We start from the raw sequence: 19,519 nt of genomic DNA, 5'->3' as shown, positions 1-19,519 counted from the left end.
GCGGTGGCCGGCGGTCTCAGCCGGTCAGGCCGGGTCGCCCGTCGAGACCCGCAGCTCGATGGAGGGCATGTCCTTGGGGTCCACGTCCGTGCCCGCGGCGGGGAACTGGTCCATGACCGTGCCCTCGCCATAGGTGTTCTCGTCGACCGGCTTCTCCTTCAGCTGCCAGCCGGCGGCCTGGAAGCACGACTTGACGGACTTGATGTACCGGAACGTGAAGTCGGGGACCTTGATCTTGTCCGGGTCGTTGTACGACTCGTCGGGCTCCGTGCACTTCGACGTCTCGATGGTCTTCGTGGTGTCCGGGCCCTTGTGGCCGGCGACCTCGGAGGCGGAGGCCGAGGACGAGGAGCCGCCGTCGCGGCCCTTGTCGTCGTCACCGCCGCCGTTCATCGTGAGCGCCGTGATCAGACCGCCTATCGCGACGAGCGCGACGAGCACCGAGCCGATGATCACGCTCTTGTTGCTCTTCCCGCCGCCGGAACCGCCCTGGGGCGCCTGGTGCGGGGAGAGGTTGTACGGCGGCGGGGTGTGCGAGCCCTGCTGCGGCGCGTACGCCGAGGTCTGCGGCGGAGGCTGGTAGCCACCCTGCTGCGGGTAGCCGTAGGACGGCGCCGGGGTGTGCTGCGGCGACGGGGTGGGCGGGCCGTAGGGACCGGGCTGGTACGGCGTCTGGACCGGGCCGGGCGGGGCCGGGGCCGACTGGTCGACCGGCGGGAAGACGGCGGAGCCGACACCGGAACCGCTCGGCGTCTGCGCGCCCGGCACGATGTTCGGCGCGGTGCCGTGCAGCGACTGGGCCACCCGCAGGCACTCGTCGCGCATCGCCTCGGCGCTCGGGAAGCGCTCGTTCGGGTTCTTCTTCAGCGCGCGGGCGATCAGCGCGTCCACCGCCGGGGGCAGCGAGCGGTTGACCGAGGAGGGCGCGACCGGCTCCTCCTGGACGTGCGCGTACGCGATGGCCAGCGGCGAGTCCGCCTCGAACGGCAGCCGCCCGGTGACCAGTTGGAACAGCATGATGCCGACCGAGTAGAGGTCGCTGCGGGCGTCCACGCCCCGGCCGAGGGCCTGCTCGGGCGAGAGGTACTGCGGGGTGCCGACGACCATGCCGGTCTGGGTCATCGACGTGACCCCGGACTGCATGGCGCGGGCGATGCCGAAGTCCATCACCTTGACGACGTTGCGCTTCGTCATCATCACGTTGCCCGGCTTGATGTCCCGGTGGACCAGGCCCATCTCGTGGCTGATCTCCAGGGCCGCCAGGACGTCCGCGGTGATCTTCAGGGCCTTGTCGGCGGGCATGGCGCCGTACTGCCGGATGTCCTCGTCGAGGACCGACCCGAGCGGGTGGCCCTCGATGTACTCCATGACGATGTACGGCGTCGTCATGCCGTCGAGGTCGTCCTCGCCGGTGTCGAAGACCGAGACGATGTTGGTGTGCGTGAGCTTGGCCACCGACTGGGCCTCGCGGCGGAAGCGCTCGCGGAACGCCTGTTCGCGGCCGAGTTCGGTGTGCAGGGTCTTGATGGCGACCTGGCGGTCGAGCACCGAGTCGTACGCGAGGTGCACCGAGGCCATCCCGCCCTCGCCGAGCAGGTCGCGCAGTTGATAGCGCCCGCCGGCGACCGCACGCCCCGCGTACCGGCCCTGTGCGCCGTCCTGGCTCATGTTTCTGCGTCCCCCATCGGCGCGGCGGCAGCGGCTCTCGTGCGTCCGCGTCCCGCGTTCGGTCCTCGGTGATCCAATGCGCTATTCCCGGCCAAGTCTGCCCGAGGGCAGTGACACGTCAAGCTCGGTGCCCGTTCCGTGACCGTACGCGAAAGAAGCGTCGCGGAAGCGTTACAGGTGGCGTACGGCCGGTACACAGGATTTGCACGCGGGGACCCGCTGCGGGTTTCATGGCCGGTCCATCTCGAATCCAACCCGGACCAGCGCCTTGCGCGGAGCCTGTAGCGTGGCCCGACGGAGACCGTAACAACCACCGCGCAGACCGCGGGCAGAAACGACGGCGAGGACTGATGGCACAGCAGCAGCGCGCTCAGGGCCCGTCCGACCCCGAGGCGACTGGCGGCGGTATGTCAGATGCGCCGGAGATGTGGGGTAACGGCGGGCTGGTCGGCGACGGCCGGTATCGACTGACCCGCAGACTCGGCCGGGGCGGTATGGCCGAGGTGTTCGCGGCCGAGGACGTACGACTCGGGCGCACCGTCGCGGTCAAGCTGCTCCGGTCCGACCTGGCCGAGGACCCGGTCTCCAAGGCCCGCTTCACGCGCGAGGCCCAGTCGGTGGCCGGGCTCAACCACCACGCCGTCGTCGCCGTGTACGACTCCGGCGAGGACGCGGTCGGCCACGGCGTCGTGCCGTACATCGTGATGGAGATCGTCGAGGGCCGCACGATCCGCGACCTGCTGCTCAACGCCGAGGCCCCGGGCCCGGAGCAGGCGCTGATCATCGTCTCCGGCGTCCTGGAGGCGCTGGCGTACTCGCACCAGCACGGCATCGTGCACCGCGACATCAAGCCCGCCAACGTCATCATCACGGACACGGGTGCCGTGAAGGTGATGGACTTCGGCATCGCGCGCGCCCTGCACGGCGCGCAGTCGACGATGACCCAGACCGGCATGGTCATGGGCACCCCTCAGTACCTCTCCCCGGAGCAGGCGCTCGGCAAGGCCGTCGACCACCGCTCCGACCTGTACGCGACCGGCTGCCTGCTCTACGAACTGCTCGCGCTGCGGCCCCCGTTCACCGGTGAGACGCCGCTGTCGGTGGTCTACCAGCACGTGCAGGACATCCCGGCGCCGCCGTCGACGGTGTCGGACACGGTGCCGCCGGAGCTCGACGGGCTCGTGATGCGCGCGCTGGCGAAGGAGCCCGACGACCGGTTCCAGACCGCCGAGGAGATGCGCGGCCTGGTCCAGTACGCGCTGCAGATGCTCTACGACCAGGGCGGCCACACCGGCACCTGGAACACCGGGCCCGTCACGGTGCACGAGGGACGGCACACCCCTGCCGCGGGCTTCGCGGGCGCGGGCATGCTGCCGCATCCCGGCGACTCCGGCACCACGCAGATCCCCTCGCCGCTGCTGCCGCAGTCCGGCGGGGACGACGGCGGCTTCGAGGGACACGGCAACCACGGCAGCGGCCGCGGCAAGCTGTGGATCCTCGCGGTCTTCGCGGTGATCGCCATCGCAGCCGGTGTGGCGCTCGCGCTGAACCACAACGGGGGCGAGGGCGGCGGGGGCAACGGCACCACGACCTCACCCACGGCGACCACGTCCAAGGACAAGGGCGACGACGCGAGCCCGAGCGACGACTCCACGGGCAAGGCCACCGAGGACTCCACGGACAACGGCACGAGCACGGGCACCGGCGACGACTGGACGCCCTCGTACACGCCGTCCGAGACCCCGACGGACGAGCCGACGGAGAAGCCGACGAAGACGACGCCGACCAAGGTGCCGCCGACGAAGACGACCCCGTCGACGAAGCCGCCGGCTTCCAGCGAGCCGCCGCCGTCGGCGGACCCGTCGGGCGGCGAGGACACCGCGGGCGGCGACGGGCTCTGAGCCCGGGTCGGCCCCCGCCACACGCGCGCGTGCGGCCCGGAGACGGGCTCCACGCGCGCGTGCCGCTTTTCCGGGTCCGTCGGGTGCCGGGCCGCCCGCGCCGCTCAGCCCGCGAACGCCTCGCCCACCGCGTCGTACTCCCGGGTCCACCACATCACCAGGGCCGAGGCGGCCGGGAACTGCGGGTCGGCGCGGGTGTCGCCGCGCTCGTAGTGCCAGCGCAGTATCCAGAAGTCGTTGAGGCGCTCCCACCACACGCGGTGCACGGCCGCCGCGAACTCGGCGCCGGAGGCGCCCGCCGAACGCCGGTACGCGCGCGCGTAGGCCCGCACCTTCGCCAGGTCGAGGGTGCCGTCCGGGCGGACGAAGAAGATCACCGCGGCGCGGACGGCCTCCTCGGCCCGGGGCTGCACGCCGAGCCGGTCCCAGTCGACGATCGCGGCCGGTTCGCCGTCCCGGTAGAGCAGGTTGTACGGGTGGAAGTCGCCGTGCACCCACCCCACGGAGCCGCCGCGCGGGGGACGCCGGTCCGCGTGCTCCTCCAGGAGCGCCCGCCGCTCCAGGAGCCGGTGCCGGGCCAGTTCGTCGAAGGCGTCCGGCGGCCGGCGCCGGTTCACGTGCCCGAGCAGGTCGTCGATGAGCGCGCGGGTGTCGGCCGGATCGGCGCCGTCCGCGGGCTTCCCGGGCGCCCGCCCGTCCGCCGGCATGACCCGCTCCAGGCAGGCGTGTACGAGGCCGAGCAGCGCGCCGAGGCGCCGGCACTCCTCGCCGGTGAGCTGGCCGCCGTGCCGGTGTCCGCCGTCGATCCAGGGGTGCAGCGCGTAGGCGTGGCCGCCGACGACGGCGACGGTGCGGCCGTCGGTGGCGGCCAGCGGCGGGGCGACGGGGACCCCGAGGTCCGCGAGGCGCCGGGTGGCGTGGTGCTGCCGGGCGATGGCGGCGGGGTCGGCGGTCTCCGGGTCGAAGTGGTGCTTGAGGAAGTAGCGGCCGCGGGTCGTGCACAGCCGGTAGCCGCGGTTGAGGAGGCCCTGGTCGACGGGCTCGCAGGTGAGCGCGGACCCGGCGGCGTAGCGGCGCAGAAGGGCACCCAAGGGGGGCGCGTGAGTCGTAGGGGGTGGTACAGATGGGCGCGGCACGCGCCAGATGCTAGGGCACGATCCGGACCTCCGACCTCGCGCTTGTCACAGACAGTCGTCTTCGGTCACAGGACGTGCTGGAACCGCCGTTCCAGGCCACCGTCGATGGTGTGCACGGTGGCGAAGCGCGGTTCGATCACCAGATGGACCGGATCGAAGGGCTCGCCGTCCACGAGTTCCGGACCGGGTCCGAGGCGGTCGAGCTCGGCCGGGGTCGGGTCGGCGCTCTCGCAGTGCCCGACGACCTGCACGGACCACAGGCCCTCGCCGGGGCGGGCGCAGCCGAGGTTGTCCGCGCCGTACGCGACGACCCCGCCTCCGCAGGCCCGGTGGTACCCGTAGCCCCGGTGCAGGCGCAGCAGGACGCGTCCGTCCGCGACGATGTGACGGGCGGGGGCGAGGAAGGGCAGCGCGCGCATGCTGGTGGCCGCCCGGCCGTGCCGGACGCGGCCGAGCAGGTCCACGGCGAGCTGTTCTTCGGTGGGCATGCCCACCAATCTCGGGCACCGGGCCCCGGGGAGACAGGGTCGCCCGCCCCGGAAAGAGGAGCCGAAAGTCCCGAACGGCCGTGTCAGGGCCGGCGGCTCTCCGCCTGGAGGCGGGCCACGTAGGCGGCGGCCTGGGACCGGCGCTCCATGCCGAGCTTGGCCAGCAGGCTGGACACGTAGTTCTTGATCGTCTTCTCGGCGAGGTGCAGCCGCTCGCCGATCACCCGGTTGGTGAGGCCCTCCCCGATCAGGTCGAGGATTTTGCGCTCCTGGTCGGTGAGCCGGGCGAGCCGGTCGTCGGCCTTGGGACCCCCGTCGCGCAGCCGTTCCAGGACGCGGGCGGTGGCCACCGGGTCGAGCAGGGACTTCCCGGCGGCGACATCCCGTACGGCCGTGAGCAGCTCGTTTCCCCGGATGGCCTTCAGGACGTAGCCCGAGGCGCCCGCCATGATCGCCTCGAAAAGAGCCTCGTCGTCGGCGTAGGAGGTCAGCATCAGGCACTTGATGTTCTCGTCCGCCGAGCGGATCTCGCGGCACACCTCCACGCCGCTGCCGTCCGGGAGCCGTACGTCCAGCACGGCGACGTCCGGGCGGGTGGCCGGAATCCGCGCCAGGGCGTCGGCCGCCGTCCCTGCCTCGCCGACCACCACGATGTCGGGCTCCACCGAGAGCAGTTCGTGGACGCCCCGGCGCACCACCTCGTGGTCGTCGAGGAGAAATACGGTGATTTTCCCGTCTTCGCGCACGGGGTCAGTTTCACACACGGCAGGAATACCCGCCTGAGGTCAAGTCTTCCCGTGCCCGGGGTGACCGGGATAACGTGCCCGTGTTCCGGCCCCCTGCAAGGCTGTGACCAGCGACTGTTCCCGACTTGAGCGACGCACTTGGAACCCCTCGTGGAAAGTACTTGGAAATCCAAGCAAAATCGCAGGTCAGGCGGGGTTTCACAGAAATGTGGAGCACTGGGTAACGTGCATCTTGCAGGGCGCTCGCCGGGGCACCTGTCACGTCTGTTCCCGGCCGAGCGGCACCCACCCCGTGCGCGGGATCGGGATCAGGCGAGCCGCACTGGCCACCCGGCAACCCCGGGGGCCGGACCGACGGAGGAGCACACGTGACCGTGGAGAGCACTGCCGCGCGCAAGCCGCGACGCAGCGCCGGTACGAAGAGCGCCGCGAGCAGGCGGGCCGGCGCGGCCGCCAAGGCGGCCCCGGGCGCCGAGCCCGAACTCGTCCAGCTGCTGACCCCGGAAGGCAAGCGGGTCAAGGACGCCACGTACGACGCGTACGTCGCCGACATCACCCCCGAAGAGCTGCGTGGCCTGTACCGGGACATGGTGCTGAGCCGTCGCTTCGACGCCGAGGCCACCTCCCTGCAGCGCCAGGGCGAGCTGGGCCTGTGGGCGTCGATGCTCGGCCAGGAGGCCGCGCAGATCGGCTCGGGCCGGGCCACCCGGGACGACGACTACGTCTTCCCGACCTACCGGGAGCACGGCGTCGCCTGGTGCCGGGGCGTCGACCCGACGAACCTGCTCGGCATGTTCCGCGGCGTGAACAACGGCGGCTGGGACCCGAACAGCAACAACTTCCACCTGTACACGATCGTCATCGGCTCGCAGACCCTGCACGCCACCGGCTATGCCATGGGCATCGCCAAGGACGGCGCCGACTCGGCCGTGATCGCGTACTTCGGGGACGGTGCCTCCAGCCAGGGCGACGTCGCCGAATCGTTCACCTTCTCCGCGGTCTACAACGCCCCCGTCGTGTTCTTCTGCCAGAACAACCAGTGGGCGATCTCCGAGCCCACCGAGCGGCAGACCCGCGTCCCGCTCTACCAGCGCGCGCAGGGCTACGGCTTCCCCGGCGTCCGCGTCGACGGCAACGACGTGCTCGCCTGCCTCGCCGTCACCAAGTGGGCCCTGGAGCGGGCCCGCAACGGCGAGGGCCCCACCCTGGTGGAGGCGTACACGTACCGCATGGGCGCGCACACCACCTCCGACGACCCGAGCAAGTACCGGGCCGACGAGGAGCGCGAGGCGTGGGAGGCGAAGGACCCGATCCTGCGCCTGCGCGCCCACCTGGAGGCCGAGGGCCACGCGGACGAGGCGTTCTTCGCGGAACTCGAGACCGAGAGCGAGACGTTGGGCAAGCGGGTGCGTGACGTGGTGCGTGCCATGCCGGACCCGGACCACTTCGCGATCTTCGAGAACGCGTACGCGGACGGGCACGCGCTCGTCGACGAGGAGCGGGCACAGTTCGCCGCCTACCAGGCGTCGTTCGCGGACGAAGGGGAGGGCAAGTAGCGATGGCAGCAGAAAAGATGGCGCTGGCCAAGGCGATCAACGAGTCGCTGCGCACGGCCCTCGACACCGACCCCAAGGTCCTCATCATGGGCGAGGACGTCGGCAAGCTCGGCGGTGTCTTCCGGGTCACCGACGGTCTCCAGAAGGACTTCGGCGAGGACCGGGTCATCGACACCCCGCTCGCCGAGTCGGGCATCGTCGGCACCGCGATCGGCCTGGCCCTGCGCGGCTACCGCCCCGTGGTGGAGATCCAGTTCGACGGCTTCGTCTTCCCGGCGTACGACCAGATCGTCACGCAGCTCGCGAAGATGCACGCCCGGGCGCTGGGCAAGATCAAGCTGCCCGTCGTCGTCCGCATCCCGTACGGCGGCGGCATCGGCGCGGTCGAGCACCACTCCGAGTCCCCCGAGGCGCTGTTCGCGCACGTGGCGGGCCTGAAGGTGGTCTCCCCGTCGAACGCGGCGGACGCGTACTGGATGATGCAGCAGGCCATCCAGAGCGACGACCCGGTGATCTTCTTCGAGCCGAAGCGGCGCTACTGGGACAAGTCCGAGGTCGACACGAGCGCGATCCCCGGCGAGCTGCACAAGGCGCGGGTGGTCCGCGAGGGCACCGACCTGACGCTGGTGGCGTACGGCCCGATGGTGAAGGTCTGCCAGGAGGTCGCCGACGCCGCCCGCGAGGAGGGCAAGTCCCTGGAGGTCGTCGACCTGCGCTCCATGTCGCCGATCGACTTCGACACCGTCCAGGCGTCCGTCGAGAAGACCCGCCGGCTCGTCGTGGTCCACGAGGCCCCGGTCTTCCTCGGTACGGGCGCGGAGATCGCCGCCCGCATCACCGAGCGGTGCTTCTACCACCTGGAGGCCCCCGTCCTGCGGGTCGGCGGCTACCACGCCCCGTACCCGCCGGCGCGCCTGGAGGACGAGTACCTGCCGGGCCTGGACCGGGTGCTCGACGCCGTCGACCGCTCGCTGGCGTACTGAGGGAGAGGGTCGTGACGACGATGACAGAGACCGCCTCCGGGCTCGCCGAGTTCAAGATGCCCGACGTGGGCGAGGGGCTCACCGAGGCCGAGATCCTCAAGTGGTACGTCCAGCCCGGTGACCAGGTCACCGACGGCCAGGTCGTCTGCGAGGTCGAGACGGCCAAGGCCGCCGTGGAGCTGCCCATTCCGTTCGACGGCGTGGTCAGCGAGCTGCGCTTCCCCGAGGGCACCACGGTGGACGTGGGCCAGGTGATCATCTCGGTGGACGTGTCCGGCGGTGCCGGCGCCCCGGCCCCCGAGGCCCCCGTCGCCGAGGCGCCGGCCTCACCGGCCGCCGAGGAGCCGAAGGCCGAGCGCAAGCCGGTCCTCGTCGGGTACGGGGTCGCAGAGGCGTCCACCAAGCGCCGTGCCCGCAAGGGGGCGGAGGTCCGCGCCGACGCCCCGTCCGAGACGTACTACGCGGCCACCGCGATCCAGGCCGAGCTGAACGGCCACGGCGGGCAGCGTCCGCTGGCCAAGCCGCCGGTCCGCAAGCTCGCCAAGGACCTCGGCGTGGACCTCGCGACGGTCACGCCGTCGGGCCCCGACGGAATCATCACGCGCGAGGACGTGCACGCCGCGGTGGCCGCTCCGGCCGCGCAGCCCGTGGCCGTGCCCGCGGTGACCGAGGCTCCGGCCCCGGTGCAGGCCGCCGCCGCTCCGGCGCCCGTCGCCTCGTACGACGGGGCCCGGGAGACCCGGATCCCGGTCAAGGGTGTCCGCAAGGCCACCGCGCAGGCGATGGTCGGCTCCGCGTTCACCGCGCCGCACGTGACGGAGTTCGTGACCGTCGACGTGTCGCGCACGATGAAGCTGGTCGAGGAGCTCAAGCAGGACAAGGAGATGGCCGGCCTGCGGGTGAATCCGCTGCTGCTCATCGCCAAGGCCCTGCTGGTCGCCATCAAGCGCAACCCGGACGTGAACGCGTCGTGGGACGAGGCCGCCCAGGAGATCGTGCGCAAGCACTACGTGAACCTGGGCATCGCGGCGGCCACCCCCCGCGGCCTGATCGTCCCGAACATCAAGGACGCCCACGCCAAGACCCTGCCGCAGCTGGCCGAGTCGCTGGGCGAGCTGGTCGCCACCGCCCGCGAGGGCAAGACCTCCCCGGCGGCCATGCAGGGCGGCACGGTCACCATCACGAACGTCGGCGTCTTCGGCGTCGACACGGGCACGCCGATCCTCAACCCCGGCGAGTCCGCGATCCTCGCGGTCGGCGCGATCAAGCTCCAGCCGTGGGTCCACAAGGGCAAGGTCAAGCCCCGCCAGGTCACCACGCTCGCGCTCTCCTTCGACCACCGCCTGGTCGACGGCGAGCTGGGCTCCAAGGTCCTCGCCGACGTGGCGGCGATCCTGGAACAGCCGAAGCGGCTGATCACCTGGGCGTAGCCCCGGTCGACCTCCTCTCGCGGGGCCGTCTCCTCACGGAGGCGGCCCCGCGAGCCGTTCCGGGCCCGGTGTCCCCGGGACGTCCAGCTCCGCCCACACCGTCTTGCCCACCGGCAGCCGCCGCACGGACCAGCGTGCGGCGAGCAGGCCGACGATGAGCAGTCCCCGCCCGAACTGGTCGTCGTCCTCGGCCGTCCGCAGCCGCGGCAGGCGCTCCCCTCTCGGGTCCGTCACCGCGACGCGCAGCACCTGTCCGGTGAGCGAGGTCTCCACCCGGAACAGGCGGTCCCGCAGGCACCCGTGCAGCAGCGCGTTCGCGCACAACTCGCCGGCCAGGAGCGCGGCGTCGCCGGCGGCGCCGGGATGCCCCCACTCGGCGGCGAGCCGGGCGACCCGTCTGCGGGCCAGCGGGACGTTCCGCGGATACGGGTGTAGCTGACGCAGTCGTAGCGGTCGGGGGCGTGGCGATCGGGATCGCAGGAGCCGTACATGGATGCGCACCTCCTCGTGCGGGGCCGGTGCCCTGGCGGTGTCCGGTCGGGTGGGGGGAGGTGGCTCGGCCGCACGACCCCGGAGCGGGCAGCAACCTGCTTGGGCAGAAAGTTTTCTGTCCAGCTTGTGTGGGAAGCGCGTGCGCCACCAGACTGGGGCGATCCACCGGAGGGACGGAAGATGGCGGGCAAGGACCCCGACCGGGGCCGGACGGTGTCGACCGTGCTGGGGCGCCGACTGGGTGGCGAGCTGCTGCGCATGCGCGAGGAGCGTGGGCTACGGCAGGCCGAGGCCGCCGAAGCGCTCACCGCGTCCGCTCCCAAGGTCGCCAAGATCGAGCGCGGCCAGGTGCCGATGCGTGATCCGGACGTGCGGGCGCTGTGCCATCTCTACGGCGAGAGGGACGAGCCGGCGATCGAACGGCTCCTGGCCCTCGCCAAGGCTGACCGCGAGCGGCGCAAGGCGCACGGCTGGTGGAACCAGTACCCGCAGCTGGGCGCCATGGTCGAATACGTGGCCCTCGAAGACATCGCGACCAACGTGAGGACCTGGCAACTGGCTGTCGTACCAGGTCTGTTGCAGACTCCCGACTACGCGCGGGCGCTCGCCGTCGGCAACGGACACTGGGAGGACCCCGACGAGATCGAACCGTTCGTGGAGTCCCGGATGGCGCGTCAGGCGCGACTCGGCGGAGAGCGTCCGCTCGAACTGTGGGCGGTCGTGCACGAGGGTGCCCTGCGCCAACTCGTGGGCGGCCGACGGGTCATGCGCGAACAGCTCGGCCATCTGCTGGACGCGGCGCGGCAGTCGAACGTCAAGCTCCAGGTGCTGCCCTTCCTGGCGGGTGCTCACCCGGGCATGACCAGCGCCTTCACGATCGTCTCGTTCGCGGAACCGGGCGCGCTCGACGTGGTCCACCTGGACACCACCTCGTCGACTCTCTGGCTGGAGAGCGATACTGATGCCGATCGCCACAACGGGCTGTTCGACCGCATCACCCGGCTGAGCCTCGCACAGCGGGCCTCTGCCGCGCTGATCGACGGAATCCTCAAGGAGATGTAGCAAGCGTAGCCGCATACGAGTTCGTCAAGTCCAGCCACAGCAGCGGCAACGGCGAGTGCGTCGAAGTCGCCCGCAATCTCCCCGGTGTCGTCGCCGTCCGGGACTCCAAGGAGCCGGACGGGCCGGTACTCCGGCTCGCGCCGGGAGCGTGGGCGTCGTTCGCCGCCCACCTGCGCCGACGCTGACGTAAAAGGGGGTCTGGTACGCGTGGCCGCATACGAGTTCGTCAAGTCCAGCCACAGCGGCGGGAACGCCGGACAGGAGTGCGTCGAGGTCGCCCGCAATCTCCCCGGTGTCGTCGCCGTTCGGGATTCCAAGGATCCGGACGGGCCGGTACTCCGGCTCGCGCCGGGAGCGTGGGCGTCGTTCGCCGCCCACCTGCGCCGACGCTGACGTGAAAGGGGCCGGCCGCTCGAAGCGGCCGGCCCCCGGCACATCCAGGTGAGGCACCCAGGGGAGGGTGACTACCTTGCGAAGCCGTAGTTCATCAGCTTCTTCGCGTCCGACGTGCGGTTGGCGACCGACGTGGAGGCGAGGACCGTGCCGATGACCGTCTTGCCGTTGCGCGTGGCGGCGAAGACGAGGCAGTACTTGGCCTCCGGGCCGGAGCCCGTCTTCACGCCGATTGTGCCGCTGTACTCGCTCAGCAGGTTGTTGGTGTTCGACCAGTTCATGTACCGGTAGCCACCGCTCTTGGTGGTCACCTTCTGCTGGGTCGACTTGGTCTTCACGACCGTGCGGAACGTGGAACTCTTCATCGCGCTGCTCGCGAGCTTGGTGAGGTCGCGCGGCGTCGAGTAGTTGGAACCGTGGCCGATGCCGTCGAACGAGTCGAAGTGCGTGTTCGTCATGCCCAGGCTGCGCGCCGTCGTGTTCATCTTGCCGATGAAGGACTTCACGCGGGCGGAACGGGTCGTGCCGCTGCCGAACTTGTCCGCGAGCGCGTACGCGGCGTCGCAGCCGGACGGCAGCATCAGCCCGTACAGGAGCTGGCGGACGGTGACCTTGTCGCCGACGATCAGGTGAGCCGAGGAGGCGTTGTTGGCGACGATGTAGTCGCTGTACGCCTTCTGGATCGTGACCTTGGAGTCCAGGTTCAGGTTCGACTGCGACAGGACGACCTTGGCAGTCATGATCTTGGTGGTGGAGCCGGTGGAACGCTTGGTGTCGGCCGCCTTGGTGTACAGGCTCGCACCGGTGCCGTTGTTCATCACGTAGCCGCCCGCGGCGACGATCGTGGGCTTGGTGACGGCCTGTGCGGGAGCCGCGCTGAGGGCTCCGGTCGCGACCACGGCGCCGCTCGTCATCATCACGGCGACAGCGCGGCGAACGCGTGCGCCCTTAATGCCGTTTATCAAGTTGAATACCCCGAATACGTTAAATGCCCCTGGAGTGCGGTCACATGGGAGTGCCGCGACTCCTCTGACACCTGAGTAGCACGGATGGTTGCACGTCCACGCGGCGGGGGTGGGACTTGTCGCATTCTGGTCGGGTGTCCGCGATCCGGACGGGGCGCGACCATGCGTACGTGTTGTATCTATGCTGTGCGCATGCCTGTCGCTCCCGTGTCCGACGTGCCCGCCGCGGCCGGTGCGTCCACCGCGCCCGCCGTCAAACCGCCCCCCGCGGCCGACCGCGTCTACGCGCACGTCAAGCAGGGCGTGCTGGAGCGCCGCTACGAGGGCGGGACGCTGCTCACCGAGGGCGAACTCGCCGAGGCCGTAGGGGTTTCCCGCACTCCGGTGCGCGAGGCGCTGCTGCGGCTGGAGGTGGAAGGGCTGATCAGGCTCTACCCCAAGAAGGGCGCGCTCGTCCTGCCCGTCTCCGCGCAGGAGATCGCGGACGTGGTGGAGACCCGCCAGCTCGTCGAGGAGCACGCCGCCCGCAAGGCCGTACCGGCCTCGCCCCGGCTCATCGCCCGCCTGGAGGAGCTGCTCGCCCGGCAGAAGGAACAGGCGGCCGCCGGTGACCTGGCCGCCGCCGCCGTCACCGACCGCTGCTTCCACGCCGAGATCGTGCGCAGCGGCGGCAACGAGATCCTCGCCCGCCTCTACGACCAACTGCGCGACCGGCAGCTGCGGATGGGAGTCGCCGTGATGCACGCCCACCCCGACCGGATCACCAAGACGCTCACCGAGCACGAGGAGATCCTGGAGGCGCTGCGGTCCGGCGACGCGGAGGCGGCTGTCGGGATCGTCCACCGGCACGTCAGCTGGTTCTCCAACCTGGCCCGGGGCGAGGTCCGGTGAGCGCCGTCTCCCTGCCCGGCGACCCGCCCGGCGGACGGCGCGCGATCGCCGTCTGGGGCATCGGCGTCTCCGTCTACTTCGTCGCGGTCATCTTCCGCACCTCGCTGGGCGTGGCCGGCCTGGACGCGGCCGACCGCTTCCACGTCAACGCCTCCGCCCTCTCCAGCTTCTCCATCTTCCAGCTCCTCGTGTACGCGGGCATGCAGATACCCGTCGGGCTGCTGGTCGACCGGCTCGGCACCAAGAAGGTGCTGACCATCGGCGTCCTGCTGTTCACGGCGGGACAGCTCGGCTTCGCGTTCTCCCCCTCGTACGGCATGGCGCTGGCCTCCCGTGCGCTGCTCGGCTGCGGCGACGCGATGACTTTCATCAGCGTGCTGCGGCTCGGCACCCGCTGGTTCCCGGCCCGCCGCGGCCCGATGGTCGCCCAGCTGGCGGGCCTGGTGGGCATGGCCGGCAACCTCGTCTCGACGCTCGTGATCGCCCGGCTGCTGCACGGGGTCGGCTGGACCGCGGCCTTCGCGGGCAGCGCGCTCGCCGGGGTCGTCGTCCTCGTCCTGCTGCTCCTGTTCCTGAAGGACCACCCCGAGGGGCACGAGCCCGAACCCTTCCCCCACCGCGGAGTCGCCTTCGTGCGGCGCCAGATCGCCCGTTCCTGGCAGGAGCCGGGCACCCGGCTGGGACTGTGGGTGCACTTCACGACGCAGTTCCCCGCCATGGTGTTCCTGCTGCTGTGGGGTTTGCCGTTCCTCGTCGAGGCGCAGGGCCTCTCGCGGGCGGCGGCCGGCGAGCTGCTGACGCTGGTCGTCCTGTCCAACATGGTGGTGGGCCTGGTCTACGGCCAGGTCGTCGCCCGGCACCACGCGGCGCGGCTGCCACTGGCGCTCGGCACGGTGACCGCGACCGCGCTGGTCTGGGCGGCGGTCCTGGTCTGCCCCGGCGCGCACGCGCCCTTGTGGCTGCTCGTGGTGCTCTGCACCGTGCTGGGCGCCTGCGGGCCCGCCTCGATGATCGGCTTCGACTTCGCGCGGCCCGCGAACCCGCCCGAGCGGCAGGGGACGGCGTCCGGCATCACGAACATGGGCGGCTTCGTCGCCTCCATGACGACGCTGCTGGCGATCGGCGTCCTGCTGGACGCGACCGGTGACAACTACCGCGTCGCGTTCTCCGCGGTCTTCGTGCTCCAGGCGCTCGGCCTCAGCCAGATCTTCCGGCTGCGCGGGCAGGCGGCCCGCCGGGAGCGGGAGCGGCTGGTGGCCAGCCGGGTGGAGACGGTGCACGTCCCCGCCTGACGCGACGGAGCCGGCCCGGCCCCTGTCGCTCGGCGAGGGAAGGGAAGGCACCGCCGGTCCTCGCGGCAGGGCGCCGGAAGGGGTACGCCGGGGCGGGCCGCGGGCCGCGGGCCGCCGGACACGGACTGCGCCCCCGTACGGCCCCGTGGGCCGGGGCCGGCCCGCTACGGAGTGACCGCGAAGTTCCGCAGGATCGCCGCGGTCAGATCCGGGTCGCCCTCCACCTTGATGCGGTCCTCGACGGAGTTGGCGCTGACGCGTCCGCAGGCGAGCCGGACGTAGGTCTCCCAGTCCAGCGTCAGCGTCGCGGCCGGGCCCAGCGAGGGGGTGCCGTCTATCGAACCGCGGCCGTCCGCGTCCACCCGGACCGTGCGCAGGAACTCGACGGGCCCGTGGACGTCGAAGACCACCGCCGAGTTGGCGGGCGCGCCCGCGTCCTTCGCGACCACCTTCGGCAGGGCGGCGAGCAGTTCGTCACGGGTGATGAACGCGCCGGGCGAGTCCAGGTTGCCCGGCTGCCCGAGAGCGGTCCGCAGGTCCTGCTCGTGCACCCACACGTCGAACGCGCGGTAGCGCATGGCCTCTTCGAGCGTCGGCTCCGTGCCCAGCGGGCCGCGCACCTTGGTGTCCGGGCTCCGCGACTCGTTCCGCAGCTGGCGGTTGCGGCGGATGATCGTGTACTCCAGCTCCGACGTCATCTCGGGCGCCGTGTGGTGGCGCCGCACGTCGACCTGCATCTCCATGTACCGCTGGTGCTCGTTCGTCACGTGGTACAGGTCGCGGGGGAGCGTGTGGATCGGCCGCGGGTCGCCCAGCATCTCGCAGTCGAGGCCGATGACGTGCGACACGAGGTCCCGCACCGACCAACCCGGGCACGGCGTACGCCTGTTCCACTCGCCTTCCACAAGCGATGACACCAGCTCCGATATCGCGTCGACGGAATGGGTCCAGGCGTCGGCGTAGGACTGAAGACTGGGATGCAGACTCACGGAACGGGACCCCTCGGGCGGTCGGTACGCGGGCAGTGGGTGTCTTGGAACGCTAAGTTACGCTGCTGTGAGGCACCCCGGCAGTGCTTTGGTGTGACGATCGTAGGCCCGTATAGACGGCTCGAATGCCAGGACGGTGGTAGTGTGCGCGCCTCCCTCATCCAGATCGGTGTAGACGAGGGCGAATCGGTCGATTCGCGCAGGCGCCGAGCCGCCTCCCTCGTACGGGATCAAGCCGGAGTCGATCTCGTCGTGCTGCCGGAGCTCTGGACCACCGGCGCCTTCGCCTACGAGGCTTTCGGCACCGAGGCCGAACCCCTCGAAGGGCCCACGTACGAGGCGATGGCGAAGGCGGCCGGCGACGCGGGCGTGTGGCTGCACGCCGGCTCGATCCCCGAGCGGGACACCGACGGCACGCTCTACAACACCTCCCTCGTCTTCTCCCCCGACGGCCAACTCACCGCCTCCTACCGGAAGATCCACCGGTTCGGCTTCGACAAGGGCGAGGCCGTGCTGATGGGCGCCGGGACGGAACTGGTCACCGCCAGGCTGACCGGGACGACCATCGGACTCGCCACCTGCTACGACCTCCGCTTCCCCGAACTCTTCCGCGGGCTCGTCGACGCGGGCGCCGAGATCCTCGTCGTCCCCGCCGGCTGGCCCGAACGCCGCCGCTCCCACTGGACGCTGCTCGCCCGCGCGAGGGCCGTCGAGAACCAGGCGTACGTGCTCGCCTGCGGAACGGGCGGCACGCATGCGGGAGTTCCCCAGGCCGGTCACTCGATCGTGGTCGATCCCTGGGGCGAGGTGCTCGCCGAGGCGGGCGCCGGCGAGGAGGTCCTCACCGTGGACCTCGACCCCGCGAAGGTCGGCGACACCCGGGAGCAGTTCCCGGCGCTCAAGGACCGGGTGCTGGGACTGCGGGCACCCCGCCGCTGAGACCGGCGCCGGCCGCCGAGGCGGGCGCCGCCCTCAGTCGTCCTCGCCCTCCTTGTCCGCCAGGTGGATGACGCACACCGCCACGGCGATCAGCAGGGCCGCGTCCGCGTCGTCGCGCACCACGTCCACGCCGTAGGTCTCCCGGACGTGCAGCCACCGCCGGGAGATCTGCGCCAGGAGCTCGTTGTCGTAGTCGATGGCGAACTCGCGGTCCAGAATCTTTCCGCTGACGTCCAGCTCCGTCCCGTCCACCAGGGACACCCGGTAGTGGTTGCGCAGCAGCGACAGACGCTTGCGCTTGATGGTCGCCAGGGGGTCGCCGTCCCGCTCGATCACCATCGTGTCGCGCAGGGCGAACATCTTCTGGTGGATGTCGATGAGGACCCGGCCCTGGCCGTCCTTCAGCTCGAAGGTGTCCCGGACCCGCATCGCCTTGCCGTCGACGAGGAACGCCTTGTTGCCGTGCTGGTCCTCGATCCAGTAGTCGTCACCGAAACCGAGCAGTCGTTCGCGTACGAGGTATCTCATGCCATCAGGGCTTCCCCGGCGGCTCCTCCGAAACGCCGCCGGTAGGCCGACGGGCTGAGTCCCGTCTCCCGGCGCAGCCGCTCGCGGAGGTTAGCGGCCGTGCCCAGCCCGCTGTGCCGGGCCACCACGTCGAGCCGTTCCTCACCCCGCTCGATCAGCCGGCAGGCGAGCGCCACCCGCTCGCCGGTGAGCCACGCCAGCGGGGTCGTCCCGAGCTGGGCACGGAACCGCCGGTGGAGGGTGGCCGGGCTGACGGACGCCCGCGCCGCGAGGTCCGCGACCGTCAGGGGGTCGCCGAGACGCTCACGGGCCCAGGCCAGCAGGGGCCCCAGCGACTCGTCCGGCACGTCCGGCAGCGGCCGCTCCACGAACTGGCGCTGGCCCCCGTCGCGGTGCGCGGCGAACACCAGACGCCGGGAGACCGCGTTGGCGATCTCCGCCCCGTGGTCACGGCGGACCACGTACAGCCCCAGGTCGAGCGCCGCGGCACTGCCCGCCGCCGTCAGCACGTCACCCTCGTCCACGAACAGGACGTCCGGCTCCAGGAGCACCCGCGGGTGCAGCGCGCGGAAGGAGTCGGCCCAGCGCCAGTGCGTGGTCGCCCGGCGGCCGTCCAGCAGGCCCGCCTCCGCCAGCGCGAAGGTGCCCGTGCAGAAGCTCATCACGCGGGCCCCGCGCGCGTGGGTGCGCCGGATGGCCTCCCACACGTCGGCGCCGCGCGGCACGACGTTGTCGGGGCGGCCGGGGACGATCAGGGTGTCCGCGTCGTCCACCGCGTCCAGGCCCGGCACCCCGGCCAGCGTGAAGAAGCCGTGGTTCATCCGGACCTCGGGCGTCGGCCCGCAGAGCGTCAGCTCGTACAGCGGCCGGTCGAGACCCAGCTCGGGGCGCGGCAGCCCGAACAGCTCGGTGGCCACGCCCACCTCGAAGGGGTTCGTGCTCGCGTCGACGATCACGGCGACGCGATGGGGACGCGGGGGTGGGGCGTCCGGCGGCGGACCGGGGCGGCGCGGCACGGAACCGTCCGGCACCGGCCGCCCCGCTTGCGAGGATCCTTGCGGCATACGCGATTTCTAGCACTCGCGCGGCGCCCGCACCACGCCCGAGCATGGGGCCATGAGCAGCGAACAGAGCGCACCCGACACCGGTACGGGCCCCCGCGCGGGCCGCGAGCCGGTCTCCCTCGCCGAGGCACTCGGCTCCTTCGACGACCTCTGGAGCCCCCGCATCGTCACCGCCGTCAACGACTACGACGTCCGCGTGGCGAAGGTCGAGGGCGAGCACCTGTGGCACGTGCACGACCACACGGACGAGTTCTTCCTGGTCCTCGACGGGGAGCTGGCCATCTCGCTGCGGGAGGCAGGAGGCGAGCGGACCGTCGTCCTGCCCAAGGGCTCCGTCTTCACCGTCCCCCGCGGCACCGAGCACAAGCCCGTCGCCCCGGCGGGCGCCTCGCTCCTCCTCTTCGAGCCGACCGGCACCCTCACCGTCGGCGACCGCCACGAGGAGATCCCCGACCACGTCGACGCGACGATCGGCCACGCCCTGGACTGACCGGGGCCGCGCGGTCCCGGTCCCCGGGGCGGACGCCGGCACGCGAAAGCCCCCCGCCGCACCGAAGCGGCGGGGGGCTCGACGCGAACCGAGCGCCGGTCAGCCGTTACCGGTAACCGTCCGCCCACATCTCGTCGTCGTCCTCGGCGGCGCGCTCGTCGCCACGGGCGCGCTCACGGACGCCGGCGCCGGGCATCCCGGCGTCCGAACCGCGCCGCTCCCTGCGGTCCCTGTCCTCCATGGGGTCGAGGTCGCGCGGGTTCTCGCGGTTGCGCATGCCCTCGGGGTCCCGCGGGTTCTCGCGGTCGCGCATGCGCTCCTGCATGCCCTCGGGGTCGCGCAGCTCGTCGCGGTCGCGCATACCGGGCTCGCGCATGGATTCGTCGGGCTGTCGTGCCATGAAACTGCTCCCTTGCAGTGACCCCCCTGTCGTATTCCGAGCATCCCTCCGTCACGCCGGGTACGCATCTCGTGGCGTTCTGTTACTCAATGTGACCGGGTTATCC

At 71.5% G+C, this 19,519-nt stretch carries 20 protein-coding genes and 1 pseudogene; 11 read left to right on the top strand and 10 right to left on the bottom strand.

The window, feature by feature from the left end; translation table 11 throughout:
- Positions 1-24 precede the first annotated feature (24 nt).
- Positions 25-1,668, bottom strand: coding sequence for a protein kinase (locus ACFYQQ_RS17790; RefSeq protein WP_355782732.1), 1,644 nt, complete (start codon positions 1,666-1,668; stop codon positions 25-27).
- Between the two features lie 350 nt (positions 1,669-2,018).
- Between ACFYQQ_RS17790 and ACFYQQ_RS17785 the strand changes: the two genes are divergently transcribed.
- On the top strand, positions 2,019-3,569 hold the full coding sequence (locus ACFYQQ_RS17785) for a protein kinase (RefSeq protein ID WP_356163717.1): 1,551 nt from the start codon (positions 2,019-2,021) through the stop codon (positions 3,567-3,569).
- A gap of 104 nt (positions 3,570-3,673) precedes the next feature.
- Here the strand turns inward: ACFYQQ_RS17785 and ACFYQQ_RS17780 are convergent, their stop codons facing one another.
- From ACFYQQ_RS17780 to ACFYQQ_RS17770, 3 genes are all read right to left on the bottom strand, one after another.
- Positions 3,674-4,705, bottom strand: a complete 1,032-nt coding sequence (locus ACFYQQ_RS17780) for a phosphotransferase (RefSeq protein WP_355784908.1) — start codon at positions 4,703-4,705, stop codon at positions 3,674-3,676.
- Between the two features lie 65 nt (positions 4,706-4,770).
- Positions 4,771-5,193, bottom strand: coding sequence for a pyridoxamine 5'-phosphate oxidase family protein (locus ACFYQQ_RS17775; protein WP_355784911.1), 423 nt, complete (start codon positions 5,191-5,193; stop codon positions 4,771-4,773).
- An 83-nt stretch (positions 5,194-5,276) separates the two neighbouring features.
- Positions 5,277-5,939 (bottom strand): response regulator transcription factor, encoded by a 663-nt coding sequence (locus tag ACFYQQ_RS17770; protein WP_355784914.1) that lies wholly within the window; start codon positions 5,937-5,939, stop codon positions 5,277-5,279.
- 368 nt (positions 5,940-6,307) lie between these two features.
- Between ACFYQQ_RS17770 and pdhA the strand changes: the two genes are divergently transcribed.
- The 3 genes from pdhA to ACFYQQ_RS17755 are packed head-to-tail and all read left to right on the top strand — an operon-like array spanning position 6,308 to position 9,908.
- Positions 6,308-7,495, top strand: coding sequence for a pyruvate dehydrogenase (acetyl-transferring) E1 component subunit alpha (gene pdhA, locus ACFYQQ_RS17765; RefSeq protein WP_355784917.1), 1,188 nt, complete (start codon positions 6,308-6,310; stop codon positions 7,493-7,495).
- A 2-nt stretch (positions 7,496-7,497) separates the two neighbouring features.
- On the top strand, positions 7,498-8,478 hold the full coding sequence (locus tag ACFYQQ_RS17760; protein WP_355784920.1) for an alpha-ketoacid dehydrogenase subunit beta: 981 nt from the start codon (positions 7,498-7,500) through the stop codon (positions 8,476-8,478).
- An 11-nt stretch (positions 8,479-8,489) separates the two neighbouring features.
- Positions 8,490-9,908, top strand: a complete 1,419-nt coding sequence (locus tag ACFYQQ_RS17755; protein ID WP_388904829.1) for a dihydrolipoamide acetyltransferase family protein — start codon at positions 8,490-8,492, stop codon at positions 9,906-9,908.
- Between the two features lie 33 nt (positions 9,909-9,941).
- Here ACFYQQ_RS17755 and ACFYQQ_RS17750 read toward each other — a convergent pair whose 3' ends face one another.
- Positions 9,942-10,409, bottom strand: coding sequence for an ATP-binding protein (locus ACFYQQ_RS17750; RefSeq protein WP_355793489.1), 468 nt, complete (start codon positions 10,407-10,409; stop codon positions 9,942-9,944).
- Positions 10,410-10,580: 171 nt separating this feature from the next.
- Here ACFYQQ_RS17750 and ACFYQQ_RS17745 point away from each other — a divergent pair, with 171 nt between their 5' ends.
- The 3 genes and pseudogenes from ACFYQQ_RS17745 to ACFYQQ_RS17735 all read left to right on the top strand — a co-directional run bounded on the left by ACFYQQ_RS17745 (position 10,581) and on the right by ACFYQQ_RS17735 (position 11,855).
- On the top strand, positions 10,581-11,462 hold the full coding sequence (locus tag ACFYQQ_RS17745; protein WP_355793491.1) for a helix-turn-helix transcriptional regulator: 882 nt from the start codon (positions 10,581-10,583) through the stop codon (positions 11,460-11,462).
- A 32-nt stretch (positions 11,463-11,494) separates the two neighbouring features.
- Positions 11,495-11,647, top strand: a pseudogene (locus tag ACFYQQ_RS17740) (DUF397 domain-containing protein); the annotation flags it as partial.
- A gap of 22 nt (positions 11,648-11,669) precedes the next feature.
- Positions 11,670-11,855 carry a DUF397 domain-containing protein gene (locus tag ACFYQQ_RS17735; RefSeq protein ID WP_355793493.1) on the top strand — a complete coding sequence of 62 codons (186 nt, stop codon included), beginning with the start codon at positions 11,670-11,672 and terminating at the stop codon, positions 11,853-11,855.
- 71 nt (positions 11,856-11,926) lie between these two features.
- On the opposite strand, the gene ACFYQQ_RS17730 is transcribed toward ACFYQQ_RS17735, so the two are convergent.
- Positions 11,927-12,772, bottom strand: coding sequence for a serine hydrolase (locus ACFYQQ_RS17730; RefSeq protein WP_355788531.1), 846 nt, complete (start codon positions 12,770-12,772; stop codon positions 11,927-11,929).
- A 240-nt stretch (positions 12,773-13,012) separates the two neighbouring features.
- Between ACFYQQ_RS17730 and ACFYQQ_RS17725 the strand changes: the two genes are divergently transcribed.
- On the top strand, positions 13,013-13,711 hold the full coding sequence (locus ACFYQQ_RS17725) for a GntR family transcriptional regulator (RefSeq protein ID WP_355788518.1): 699 nt from the start codon (positions 13,013-13,015) through the stop codon (positions 13,709-13,711).
- Positions 13,708-15,003, top strand: coding sequence for an MFS transporter (locus ACFYQQ_RS17720; protein ID WP_355788520.1), 1,296 nt, complete (start codon positions 13,708-13,710; stop codon positions 15,001-15,003). The genes ACFYQQ_RS17725 and ACFYQQ_RS17720 overlap by 4 nt, the downstream gene beginning before the upstream one ends.
- 164 nt (positions 15,004-15,167) lie before the next feature.
- Here the strand turns inward: ACFYQQ_RS17720 and ACFYQQ_RS17715 are convergent, their stop codons facing one another.
- Positions 15,168-15,992 carry a maleylpyruvate isomerase family mycothiol-dependent enzyme gene (locus ACFYQQ_RS17715; protein ID WP_355788523.1) on the bottom strand — a complete coding sequence of 275 codons (825 nt, stop codon included), beginning with the start codon at positions 15,990-15,992 and terminating at the stop codon, positions 15,168-15,170.
- A gap of 144 nt (positions 15,993-16,136) precedes the next feature.
- Here ACFYQQ_RS17715 and ACFYQQ_RS17710 point away from each other — a divergent pair, with 144 nt between their 5' ends.
- The gene (locus ACFYQQ_RS17710; protein WP_355788525.1) at positions 16,137-16,931 is read left to right on the top strand and encodes a carbon-nitrogen family hydrolase; all 795 of its coding nucleotides are present in this window, start codon (positions 16,137-16,139) and stop codon (positions 16,929-16,931) included.
- Positions 16,932-16,964: 33 nt separating this feature from the next.
- On the opposite strand, the gene ACFYQQ_RS17705 is transcribed toward ACFYQQ_RS17710, so the two are convergent.
- Both ACFYQQ_RS17705 and ACFYQQ_RS17700 read right to left on the bottom strand, forming a co-directional pair.
- Positions 16,965-17,459, bottom strand: a complete 495-nt coding sequence (locus ACFYQQ_RS17705) for an LURP-one-related family protein (RefSeq protein ID WP_355788528.1) — start codon at positions 17,457-17,459, stop codon at positions 16,965-16,967.
- Positions 17,456-18,523, bottom strand: coding sequence for a helix-turn-helix domain-containing protein (locus tag ACFYQQ_RS17700; protein ID WP_388904828.1), 1,068 nt, complete (start codon positions 18,521-18,523; stop codon positions 17,456-17,458). The genes ACFYQQ_RS17705 and ACFYQQ_RS17700 overlap by 4 nt, the downstream gene beginning before the upstream one ends.
- 52 nt (positions 18,524-18,575) lie before the next feature.
- Between ACFYQQ_RS17700 and ACFYQQ_RS17695 the strand changes: the two genes are divergently transcribed.
- Complete coding sequence (locus ACFYQQ_RS17695) at positions 18,576-19,013, top strand: cupin domain-containing protein (RefSeq protein ID WP_388904827.1); 438 nt, start codon at positions 18,576-18,578, stop codon at positions 19,011-19,013.
- A 106-nt stretch (positions 19,014-19,119) separates the two neighbouring features.
- On the opposite strand, the gene ACFYQQ_RS17690 is transcribed toward ACFYQQ_RS17695, so the two are convergent.
- On the bottom strand, positions 19,120-19,413 hold the full coding sequence (locus tag ACFYQQ_RS17690; protein ID WP_355784388.1) for a hypothetical protein: 294 nt from the start codon (positions 19,411-19,413) through the stop codon (positions 19,120-19,122).
- Between the last annotated feature and the right edge of the window lie 106 nt (positions 19,414-19,519).

The organism is Streptomyces sp. NPDC005496, from assembly GCF_042872045.1.
Lineage (GTDB): Bacteria > Actinomycetota > Actinomycetes > Streptomycetales > Streptomycetaceae > Streptomyces.
Note: the sequence above shows the minus strand (reverse complement) of the source record. Positions and strands in the feature narration are given on the sequence as shown.

Excerpts from the sequence above, each read along its gene's own strand:
- ACFYQQ_RS17785 (WP_356163717.1), top strand. The coding sequence starts at position 2,019 with ATGGCACAGCAGCAGCGCGCTCAGGGCCCGTCCGACCCCGAGGCGACT.
- ACFYQQ_RS17725 (WP_355788518.1), top strand. The coding sequence starts at position 13,013 with ATGCCTGTCGCTCCCGTGTCCGACGTGCCCGCCGCGGCCGGTGCGTCC.
- ACFYQQ_RS17730 (WP_355788531.1), bottom strand. The coding sequence starts at position 12,772 with ATGATGACGAGCGGCGCCGTGGTCGCGACCGGAGCCCTCAGCGCGGCT.
- ACFYQQ_RS17695 (WP_388904827.1), top strand. The coding sequence starts at position 18,576 with ATGAGCAGCGAACAGAGCGCACCCGACACCGGTACGGGCCCCCGCGCG.
- ACFYQQ_RS17745 (WP_355793491.1), top strand. The coding sequence starts at position 10,581 with ATGGCGGGCAAGGACCCCGACCGGGGCCGGACGGTGTCGACCGTGCTG.
- ACFYQQ_RS17700 (WP_388904828.1), bottom strand. The coding sequence starts at position 18,523 with ATGCCGCAAGGATCCTCGCAAGCGGGGCGGCCGGTGCCGGACGGTTCC.
- ACFYQQ_RS17775 (WP_355784911.1), bottom strand. The coding sequence starts at position 5,193 with ATGCCCACCGAAGAACAGCTCGCCGTGGACCTGCTCGGCCGCGTCCGG.
- ACFYQQ_RS17705 (WP_355788528.1), bottom strand. The coding sequence starts at position 17,459 with ATGAGATACCTCGTACGCGAACGACTGCTCGGTTTCGGTGACGACTAC.
- ACFYQQ_RS17790 (WP_355782732.1), bottom strand. The coding sequence starts at position 1,668 with ATGAGCCAGGACGGCGCACAGGGCCGGTACGCGGGGCGTGCGGTCGCC.
- ACFYQQ_RS17760 (WP_355784920.1), top strand. The coding sequence starts at position 7,498 with ATGGCAGCAGAAAAGATGGCGCTGGCCAAGGCGATCAACGAGTCGCTG.
- ACFYQQ_RS17690 (WP_355784388.1), bottom strand. The coding sequence starts at position 19,413 with ATGGCACGACAGCCCGACGAATCCATGCGCGAGCCCGGTATGCGCGAC.